The sequence below is a fragment of the Actinotalea ferrariae genome (assembly GCF_019733465.1).
Lineage (GTDB): Bacteria > Actinomycetota > Actinomycetes > Actinomycetales > Cellulomonadaceae > Actinotalea > Actinotalea ferrariae_A.
On the sequence record NZ_JACVQL010000128.1, the window covers coordinates 1 to 9,778 of the forward strand.

At 76.3% G+C, this 9,778-nt stretch carries 10 protein-coding genes; 9 read left to right on the forward strand and 1 reads right to left on the reverse strand.

What is annotated here, in order from left to right; genetic code table 11:
• From ICW40_RS10975 to ICW40_RS10990, 4 genes are all read left to right on the forward strand, one after another.
• On the forward strand, nt 1-224 hold a 224-nt coding region (locus ICW40_RS10975; protein WP_221653865.1), incomplete at its 5' end, for a hypothetical protein.
• Nucleotides 221-1,234 (forward strand): AAA family ATPase, encoded by a 1,014-nt coding sequence (locus ICW40_RS10980; RefSeq protein ID WP_308121745.1) that lies wholly within the window; start codon nt 221-223, stop codon nt 1,232-1,234. The genes ICW40_RS10975 and ICW40_RS10980, both read left to right, overlap by 4 nt.
• A gap of 10 nt (nt 1,235-1,244) precedes the next feature.
• Entirely contained in the window at nt 1,245-2,606 is a 1,362-nt protein-coding gene (locus ICW40_RS10985; RefSeq protein WP_221653866.1) for a DUF58 domain-containing protein, read from the forward strand.
• The gene (locus ICW40_RS10990; RefSeq protein ID WP_221653867.1) at nt 2,606-3,250 is read left to right on the forward strand and encodes a hypothetical protein; all 645 of its coding nucleotides are present in this window, start codon (nt 2,606-2,608) and stop codon (nt 3,248-3,250) included. The genes ICW40_RS10985 and ICW40_RS10990 overlap by 1 nt, the downstream gene beginning before the upstream one ends.
• Before the next feature lie 28 nt (nt 3,251-3,278).
• Here ICW40_RS10990 and ICW40_RS10995 read toward each other — a convergent pair whose 3' ends face one another.
• Nucleotides 3,279-4,244: an EamA family transporter gene (locus ICW40_RS10995; RefSeq protein WP_221653868.1), complete on the reverse strand. Its 966-nt coding sequence runs from the start codon at nt 4,242-4,244 to the stop codon at nt 3,279-3,281.
• Between the two features lie 21 nt (nt 4,245-4,265).
• Here ICW40_RS10995 and ICW40_RS11000 point away from each other — a divergent pair, with 21 nt between their 5' ends.
• From ICW40_RS11000 to ICW40_RS11020, 5 genes are all read left to right on the forward strand, one after another.
• Nucleotides 4,266-4,433: a hypothetical protein gene (locus ICW40_RS11000; protein ID WP_221653869.1), complete on the forward strand. Its 168-nt coding sequence runs from the start codon at nt 4,266-4,268 to the stop codon at nt 4,431-4,433.
• Nucleotides 4,434-4,455: 22 nt separating this feature from the next.
• Nucleotides 4,456-5,391: a hypothetical protein gene (locus tag ICW40_RS11005; RefSeq protein ID WP_221653870.1), complete on the forward strand. Its 936-nt coding sequence runs from the start codon at nt 4,456-4,458 to the stop codon at nt 5,389-5,391.
• 125 nt (nt 5,392-5,516) lie between these two features.
• Complete coding sequence (locus ICW40_RS11010; RefSeq protein WP_221653871.1) at nt 5,517-7,115, forward strand: methyl-accepting chemotaxis protein; 1,599 nt, start codon at nt 5,517-5,519, stop codon at nt 7,113-7,115.
• 38 nt (nt 7,116-7,153) lie between these two features.
• On the forward strand, nt 7,154-9,301 hold the full coding sequence (locus tag ICW40_RS11015) for an alpha-galactosidase (protein ID WP_221653872.1): 2,148 nt from the start codon (nt 7,154-7,156) through the stop codon (nt 9,299-9,301).
• Between the two features lie 182 nt (nt 9,302-9,483).
• Nucleotides 9,484-9,778: hypothetical protein (locus tag ICW40_RS11020; protein WP_221653873.1), on the forward strand; the 295-nt coding region annotated here is incomplete at its 3' end.

Here is a 9,778-nt window from a genome sequence, read left to right on the forward strand (position 1 = left end):
GTGCGGGCGTCGTCCAGCCGCCGTCGGACGGGGCGCACGCCGACGAGGCGCGCGAGCGCGCGCGCGAGGCGCTCGGCGAGCGGGCGTGGCGCACGCTCACGGCCGCCGGCGGCTACCTGCCGTCCCTCAGCGACGTCGCGCACTGCGTGGACGTCATCGAACGGCTCGGCGCCGGCACGCGCGCCGAGAGCACGCGACGCCCGACCGAGAGGCCCCACCCGTGACCGCACCGACGCCGCCGCCGGCCGCAGCGCAGCCCACCGCCCCCGCACCGCTCACGCCCGCCGAGGTCGCCGTGCGCGCCGACGCCGTGCTGGCCGAGGTCGGCACGGCCGTCGTCGGGATGGCCGAGGCGCTGCGGATCGCGCTCGCGGCGATCGTCGCGGGCGGGCACGTGCTCTTCGAGGACGTGCCGGGCCTCGGCAAGACGCTCGCCGCGCGGAGCCTCGCGACGGCGCTCGGCCTCGACTTCCGGCGCATCCAGTGCACGCCCGACCTGCTGCCCTCGGACATCACCGGCTCCGCGGTCTTCGACCCCGAGAGCGCGTCGTTCCGCTTCCGCCCCGGGCCGCTCTTCACGGGCCTGCTGCTCGCCGACGAGATCAACCGCACCGCGCCCAAGACGCAGTCGGCCCTGCTCGAGGCGATGGCCGAGCGCCAGGTGACGGTCGACGGCGCGACGTACGCCATGGCGCGGCCCTTCCACGTCATGGCCACGTCGAACCCCGTCGAGTACGAGGGCACCTACCCCCTGCCCGAGGCGCAGCTCGACCGCTTCATGGTGCGGCTCGCCGTCGGCTACCCCGACCGCCGGGCCGAGGCGGACGTGCTCGGACGCCGGCTCGGTCGCCGTCAGGAGGCCGCGCCCGTGCGGCGCGTCGTCGACCCGCCCACGCTGCTCGCGATGCAGGCGGGCGTCGAGGCGGTCGAGGTGGACCCCGACGTCGTCCTCTACTGCGTGGACCTCGCGGCGGCCACGCGGACCCACGAGGCGGTCGAGGTCGGGGCGTCGCCGCGCGGCTCGCAGGCGCTGCTCCTCGCGGCGCGCGCGCTCGCCGTGCTCTCGGGCCGGGCGTTCGTGGCGCCCGAGGACGTCAAGGCGGTCGCCGTCCCCGCGCTCGCGCACCGCATCACGCTCACGCCGGCCACGTGGGCGGCGGGCGTCGCGGCGCAGGACGTCGTCCGCGAGGTGCTCGCGCGCGTCCCCGGACCGGCCGTGGTGCCCCAGCGATGACAGCCGGGCGATGAGCGGGACCGGCCCGGTGCCGCCGCGCGGCACGGTGCGCCTGCCCGATCGCGCGGAGGGTGCGCCGCTGGGGCCCGCCTGGTCCGTCACGCCGCCGCTCGTCTGGACGGTCGCGGCAGGGCTGGCCGTGCTCGTGCTGGGCGTCCTCGGCGGCCGCCCCGACGTCGCCGCGCTCGGCGCGCCCTGCGTGCTGGGCGCGGTCTGGGCGCTCTGGGCACGACCGCGCGGCTCGGTGTGGGCCGACGTCGTGCCGACGGCGGAGGGCCGCAGCGGCGCCGAGCTCACCGCGGAGGTGCGGCTCACCGCGCCCGTGGGGACCGAGGCGGTGCGTGTGCGGGTGAGCCGGCCCGGTCACGGCGCCACGGAGGCTCTCGTGCACGTCCCGCTGACCCGCACGCTGGGGGTCGCGGCCGCCTCGGTGCGGACCGGCCCGCAGGACCTGTTCCGCGTCGAGCGCCAGGGTGTCGGGCCCGGCGGGCTCGTCGTCGGCCCGGTCGACGAGGAGCCGCCCTCGGTCGTGCTCGTGCTGCCCACGGCGCGGTCCGTCGCCGACCTGCCGCTGCCGACGCGCCTGCGCGGCCTCAGCGGCCAGCACGAGTCGCGGCGCGCGGGTGACGGCGGCGGCCTGCGGGACATCCACCCGTTCCAGCCGGGCGACACGCTGCGCCGCATCGACTGGCGCGCGACCGCCCGACGGTCGCCGCGCCTCGAGCAGCTCTACGTGCGCCGCACGCTCGCGCTCGCGGAGGCTGTCGTGACGCTCGTCGTCGACTCGCGCGACGAGGTCGGTCCCGACCCACGCACGTGGAGCGGCATGCGCGCGATCCGGCCCGACGACGCGACGTCGCTCGACCTCGCGCGCCAGGCGGCCGCGACGGTCGCGCAGGGGTTCCTCGCCGCGGGGGACCGCGTGGGCGTCGAGGACCTGGGCGTGCGCCGCCGGGCCCTGCGCCCGGGCGCGGGACGCCGCCAGCTCGACCGTGTCGTGCACCAGCTCGCGCTGCTGCGGCCCGAGGGCGACCCGGCGCGCCGCGTGCGGCCGCCGCACCTGACGACCGGGAGCCTCGTCGTGCTGTTCAGCACCTTCCTCGACCCCGAGGCCGCCGAGCTCGCGCGCACGTGGCGGCGCGCCGGGCACCGCGTCGTCGCGGTCGACGTCCTGCCGCGGCTGCGCGTGCGCGCGCTCGACCAGCGGGAGCGGGTCGCACTGCGGATGGTGCAGATCGAGCGCTCGGACCGGCTCGACGACGTCGTCGCGGCGGGGGCCGAGCTGGTCCGGTGGGCCGACGACGACGCGTCGGCCCGGCTCCAGGCGTTCGCGCGCCTCTCCCACCGCCGGCCCGGACCGGGGGTCGGCTGATGGCGGGCGAGGGTGCCGCGGACCGCGTCCGCGAGCTGCTGGGGCTGCCCGTACGGCACGGCGTGCCCTCGCCGCCGCGGGTCGTGCTGCACCTGCGCGGTGCGGTGCCCGGATCGGTCGTGCGGATCACCGCGGCGCTCCTCGTGGCGGCCGTCGTGGGCCTGAGCGGGGCACCCACGGTCGTCGTCGTGGCCGGCCTCGTGGCCGCGGGCCTCGTGCTGCGGTGGCCGCAGTGGCCCGTCGCGCCCGTGGCGCTCGTCGTGGTCGCCTTCGTGCTGCTCGCCGGACCCGACCTGCTCGCGGTCGGTGGGGCGCGTGAGGGCACGGGCCTGCTGCGCCTGTCGGCGCTGGTGCTGTGCGGGCATCTCGCGGTCCGGCTCGGGGCGCTCGCGGCCCGGATCGCGTGGCGCGGCGTCGTCGACGTCGCGGTGCTCGGCGTCGTCGCGCGGTCGGTGCTCGGGGTGCAGGTCGTCGTGCAGGGCTCGCTGCTGGTCGTCGTGTGGCTGCGCTCGGGCCTCGGGGGCGTGGTCGCCGGCCAGGAGTGGCTGCGCCTGCTCGCGGCCGCCGCGGTCGTCGTCGTCGCCGTGCTCGTGGTGCCGCGCGCGTGGCTCGGCCAGCGTCGCCGTCGCGCGCTCGACGACTGAGCGTCCCGCCCCCGCGGCCGCCGGGCCGTCAGTGGGCGGTGACGGCGTCCGGCGCCGGCGTGACGGCGGGCTTGCGCCGCGCGGTCTCGGCCAGGCCCACACCCGCGAGCACGACGGCGCCGCCGAGCAGCTGCACCCACGTCATGGCCTCGGAGAGCACGAGCCAGGCGGCGGCAGCCGCGGCCACCGGCTCCGTCATGCCGAGGATCCCGGTCCGCGCGGCGCCCAGGCGCACGACGGCGGCCAGGACCAGCACGTACGGCACGACGGTGCCGAGCACCACGATGTACGCGAGGAGCACCCACAGCGGCAGGTGGCTGCCCTCGAGCGCGCCGGGCAGGTCGACGTCGTCCGCGAGGATGCCCGCGTCGAACGTCCACAGCGGCTGCAGCGCGACCCAGAAGATCGCGGCGAAGACCATCGACCACGTCTGCGTCGACAGCGGGTCGCGGTGGCGGACGAGGCGGTCGCCCAGCAGGTAGTACGTGGCCAGCGAGAGCGCCGCCCCGCCCGCGGCGACGAGCCCGAGCACGTCGAGCCGCACGCCGTCGCCCACCTGCGCGACGAGCGTCAGGCCGGCCAGGCACGCGGCCAGGGCCCACCAGACCCGCGCGCGCACGTCCTCGCGCAGCACGAACCTTGCCCACAGCGCGACGAGGAGCGGTGCCGTGTACTCGATGAGCAGCGCGAGCCCGACGGGCAGCCGCGAGATCGCGACGAAGTAGAGCCACTGCACCATCGCCATGCCGACGACGCCGAGCACGGCGAGCGCCGCGAGCTCGCGCCCGCGCGGCAGGCGCGCCCGGGGCGTGACGACGAGCAGCGCCGCGACGAGCACGACGGCGGCGCCGAGAGAGCGCAGCTCGACGAGCCGGGTCGTGCTGAGACCTGCCTGCAGCGCGAGCTTCGACACCGTGCCGTTGACCGCGAAGAGGAGCGACCCGCCGACGATCGAGGCGACGCCGACGGCGGTGCGGCGCGCGGAGGAGGTCACGGCCGGAGCCTAAGCCGCGCGGTGCCCATCGGCGGTGCGGCGCTCATCGTCGGCACGCTCGTCGAGGACGTCGCGACCGGGGGCGTCGGCATCGTGGACGACCCGGTGACCCTGTCGGCGGGAGGCGGCATGGTGACGTGGGGCTGGGCGACGATGTTCGGGCTCGGGACCGCGGCAGCGGTCTCCTGAGTCGGTCGGGCGGGAGGCGAACGTGGTCACGGACGACGCCGGGGCAACCGCTGGCGAGCTCGCGTCCGAGGACGACCCGTACGTCAGAGAGGTCGCCGTCTTCGGCGGCGTGGCCGTCCAGTCGTCCCGGCCGTCCGACGAGGACGTCGTGGCCGCGTTGCGCGACGGCGTCGAGCAGGTCGTGACGCAGTGCATCGGGATCGAGCTGTCGTGGAGCACGTCGGCCGTCGTGGCGTCGGACGACCTCTCCTCGTCGGCGGCGGACACCGGGCGCGACGGGATCGACTGGGACTTCGCGCTCGGCCGAGGCGAGCCGTTGCGGTCGGTGGCGCTCGTGGCGACGGCCACGGCCATGGAGGGCTACCACTGGCACCCGAAGTGGCTCCCGGTGACGGTCGCGGCAACCATGCCCGTCCCCGTCGCGCACGGTCGCGGGGACGGTGGTGGTCTGGTGGTCCGGCTCTCGATGCACCGCTGGGCGATGTACGGCGGCGGCGAGGACGCCGTCCGGGTCCAGGGCTTCCTCGAGCCGTGGCTCCTGCGCACCGCCGAGCGCCTCGCCGCCGACACGGGCTTCGCGACGCTCGACCAGGTCAGCGCGGACGTCGACGAGAGCCCGTGGGAGCGAGCGAACGGCATCGGCCCGTCCGCGCGCGACGTCACACGGACGCTGTGGGGGTACGGGTGGGGAACGTTGCTCTCACCCGTCCATGTGGACGCGCTCGGCGGCCGGTCGGCGCTCGAGGCGTTGCGCGACGTCGTGCCCTCGGCACAGCTCGTGGACGTCGGCGACCGCACGTGGGTGAGGCTCGGACCTGATCTCGGCGCCGTGCGACGCGAGGACGTGAGGGCGTTGCGAGAGGTTCTGCTGGCGGCCCTCCCGCGAGGCCCGCGGACGGTCGAGGAGTTCGAGCGCGCGCACGCGCGCAACGAGAGCGTCGAGACCTTCATCCTCTGAGCCCGGTGCGGGGGCGCTTCACCAGCGGTGCTCGGTGCCGAACGCCTCACACGGCGCCGCGCTCGGCCGATGGACGATGTGCGGGAGAACCCGCCTCGACCTCCTCGTCCCCCCAGAGGACCACCGTGACCAGGTTCCGGCTCACCATCGGCCGCAAGCTCGCGCTGAGCTTCGCCGTCGTCCTTCTCGCCACCGGGCTCGTGACCGCGACCGGCGTCGCGCGCGTGCAGCAGATCGAGACGCGGCTGACGACGATCAACGACGAGAACAGCGTCAAGCAGCGCTACGCCATCAACTTCCGCGGCAGCGTGCACGACCGTGCGATCGCGCTGCGCGACGTCGTCCTGGCGCAGACGCCCGCCGAGGCGGAGCCCGAGATCCAGCTGATCGCCGACCTCGAGCAGGACTACGTCGACTCCGCGGTGCTCATGGACGCGATCTTCGCGGACGCCGACGCGGTGTCGCCCGAGGAGATCGCCGCGCTCGAGGAGATCCGCCGCGTCGAGGCGGCGACCATGCCGCTCGTCGCCGAGGTCGTCGAGCTCCGCATGGACGGCGACACCGAGGCCGCGCTCGAGGTGCTCGTCGACCAGGCGAAGCCGTTGTTCGTCGAGTGGCTGGCTGCCATCAACGTCTTCATCGACCTCCAGGAGGAGATGAACGCCGGCGAGACGGCCGAGGCCCGCGGCATCGCGGCCGGCTTCCTCAGCACGATGCTCGCCCTGCTCGCCGGCGCCGTCGTCCTCACGGTCCTCGTCGCGTGGCGTGTGACCCGCAGCATCACGCGGCCCCTCGGGGACGCCGTCGAGGTCCTCGCCGCCGTCGAGCAGGGAGACCTCACGCGTCGCCTCGACGTCGCGTCGCACGACGAGGTCGGTCGCATGGCCGCGTCGCTCAACGCCGCGCTAGCCGCGCTCGGCACCGTCATGGGCACCTTCGCGGACCGCACGCACGGGCTCGCGCGGACCAGCCGGCGCATCGACGACGTGTCGGGCCGCATCGTCGGCGGGGCGAGCGAGTCCTCGGCGCAGGCGGAGGTCGTCGCCGCCGCGGCGCAGGACGTGTCGCGCAGCGTGCAGGCCGTCGCCGCCGGCTCGGACCAGATGGGCGCGTCGATCCGCGAGATCGCGCACAACGCCCACGAGGCCGCCGCGGTCGCCGGGCGGGCCGTCGAGGCCGTGGGCGCGACGGCGGAGACCGTGCAGCGGCTCGGCGAGTCGAGCCGGCAGATCGGCGACGTCGTCAAGGTCATCTCGTCGATCGCGGAGCAGACGAACCTGCTGGCGCTCAACGCGACCATCGAGGCGGCGCGTGCGGGCGCGGCCGGCAAGGGCTTCGCCGTGGTCGCGACCGAGGTCAAGGAGCTCTCTCGCGAGACCGCACGCGCCACCGAGGACATCGCCCGGCGCATCGAGGCCATCCAGCTCGACAGCGCGGGGGCGGTCACCGCGATCGCGGACGTCACCCAGATCATCACGCAGATGAACGACTACCAGATGACGATCGCGTCGGCCGTCGAGGAGCAGACCGCCACGACCGGCGAGATGAACCGCGGCGTCGCCGACGCGGCCCAGGTCTCGGACCAGATCGCCCAGAGCATCGGGGGCGTCGCCGACGTCGCGCGCGCCACGACCGCGTCGGTCGCCGAGTCGCGCGAGGCCGCCGAGGAGCTCGCCGCCGTCTCCGAGGAGCTGCGCGAGCTGGTCACGGCCTACCGCTACTGACCGGGGACGGTCCGCCGGCCGCTCGTTAGGCTCGTGCGGTGACGCAGCCCGCCGCCGAACTCGTCCACCTGCGCGCCGCCGGCGTGAGCCTCGTGCTCGACGTCGCGGGCCCGGCCCTGCCGCGCGTCGTGCACTGGGGGGCGGACCTCGGCGAGGCCGACGACGCCGCCCTCGCCGCGCTCGCCGTCGCGTCCGTCCCGCCGCTCGCGAACACGCTCGACGAGCCCGTCCCGGTCGCCGTCGTGCCTGAGGCCGCCACCGGCTGGATGGGACGGCCCGGCCTGGCCGGGCATCGCGAGGGCCGCGACTGGTCGCCGCTCGTGGAGGTGCGCGAGGTCGACGTCGTCCCCGCGGAGGCCGGCGGTCGCGTCGTCGTCCGCGCGTCCGACGACGTCGCGCGCCTGGCGCTGACGGTCGAGCTCGAGCTCACACCCCAGGGCCTGGTGCGCACGCGCGCCGCCGTCACGAGCACGGCCGCCGCAGACGCGGCGCCCTTCGTGGTCGACGACCTCCTCGTCGCGCTCCCGGTGCCGTCGGAGGCCACGGAGCTGCACGACCTCGCCGGACGCTGGTCGCGCGAGCGCACCCCGCAGCGTCGGCCGCTCACCGTGGGCGCGCACGTGCGCGACAGCCGGCGCGGCCGCACCGGTCCGGACGCGGCGACCGTCCTCGTCGCAGGGGCCGAGGGCTTCGGGTTCCGCCACGGCCAGGTGTGGGGCGTGCACGTCGCGTTCAGCGGCAACCACCGCACGTACGCCGAGCGCACCAACCTCGGCGAGCAGGTGCTCGGCGGCGGCGAGCTGCTGCTGCCGGGCGAGGTGCGGCTCGGGGCCGGCGAGACGTACGCGGGCCCCTGGGTCTACGCGTCGTACGGCGTCGGCATGGACGCGATGGCCGACCGGTTCCACCGCTGGCTGCGCGACCGCCCGCACCACCCGCGCTCGCCGCGGCCCGTCGTGATGAACACGTGGGAGGCCGTCTACTTCGACCACGACCTCGCGCGCCTCACCGAGCTCGCCGACCTCGGCGCCGCCGTGGGCGTCGAGCGGTACGTGCTCGACGACGGCTGGTTCCGCGGTCGCCGCTCGGACGACGCGGGGCTCGGCGACTGGACGGTGGACGAGGCCGTGTGGCCGCAGGGGCTCCACCCGCTCGTGGACCACGTGCGCGGGCTCGGCATGGAGTTCGGCCTGTGGTTCGAGCCCGAGATGGTCAACCCGGACTCCGACCTCGCGCGCGAGCACCCCGAGTGGATCCTGCAGACCGGCGACCGGCTGCCGCCCGAGCAGCGTCGCCAGCAGGTCCTCGACCTCACGCACCCGGGCGCGTACGCGCACGTCCGGGACCAGGTCCTCGCCCTCGTCCGCGAGTACCGGCTCGACTACCTCAAGTGGGACCACAACCGTGACCTCGTCGACGCGGGCACCACGCGCACGGGTGGGGCAGGCGTGCACGGGCAGACGCTCGCGCTCTACCGGCTGCTCGACGAGATCCGTGCGGCTGCTCCGGGGCTCGAGATCGAGTCGTGCTCGTCCGGCGGCGCGCGCGTGGACCTCGAGGTGCTCGAGCACACCGACCGCGTGTGGGCGAGCGACTGCATCGACGCGCACGAGCGGCAGATGATCCAGCGGTGGACGGCGCAGCTGCTCCCGCCCGAGCTGGTCGGCTCGCACGTCGGCGCCGCGCGGTCGCACACGACCGGGCGCGTGCACGGGCTGGGGTACCGGGCCGGCACGGCGCTGTTCGGCCACTTCGGCGTCGAGTGGGACGTCAGCCGGGCGACGTCCGAGGAGCGCGCCGAGCTGGCGGCCTGGGTCGCGACGTACAAGGAGCACCGCGGGCTGCTGCTCCGTGGCACCGTGGTGCGCGGCGACCACCCCGACCCGGCGCTGTGGGTGCACGGCGCGGTGGCCGACGACGGCGCCGAGGCGCTGTTCGCGCTCGTGGCGGTCGAGCGGTCGGACGCGTGGCCCCCCGGGCGCGTGCGGCTGCCGGGTCTGGACCCGGACCGGACGTACCGTGTGGCGCCCGCGGGTCCCGGGGCGGACCTCGCGGGCCTGTCGTCGCTGCCTGCCTGGTGGGCCGACGGCGTCGTGCTCCCGGGCCGCGTGCTCGGGGAGGTCGGCGTGCAGGCGCCGCCCCTGCTCCCCGACACCCTCGCGCTGCTGCACGCCGTGGCCGTCTGAGCCTCGCGGCCGGCTGACCTCGTGGCCGTCCCAGGCACACGGCCGGCCTGACCCTCGCGGCCGTCCGCACGCGGCTGTCGTCCACAGCAGGCCCGCCCCGGCCCGCGTCCACAGGCCGCGGGGTCCCGCCACGACCCTCCGGCCGGTGGTCCCTAGCGTCTCGCCCGTCGAGAGGGGCGGGGATGAGCGGGAGCAGGTGGACGGCGCCGCCGAGCGCGGGCGCGGTGACGAGCGCGGCGTGGGCGGGGCAGGAGGCCGTCGCGCGGGCGCGGATCGCGCTCCTCACGGCGGCCCAGGTGGGCTGGGTCTCGTCCGCCGCGACGACGTACGGCCTGCTCGTCGACGAGGCGCTGGCCGACGTCGCGCGGGTCGCGGCCCAGGTGGACGCAGCCCTGGAGGGCGTCCTGCCCCATGCGCGGGCCGCGGACGCGGCACGCGCCGCGGCGGCCGAGCCGGGAGCCGACCTCCGGGCGGCGC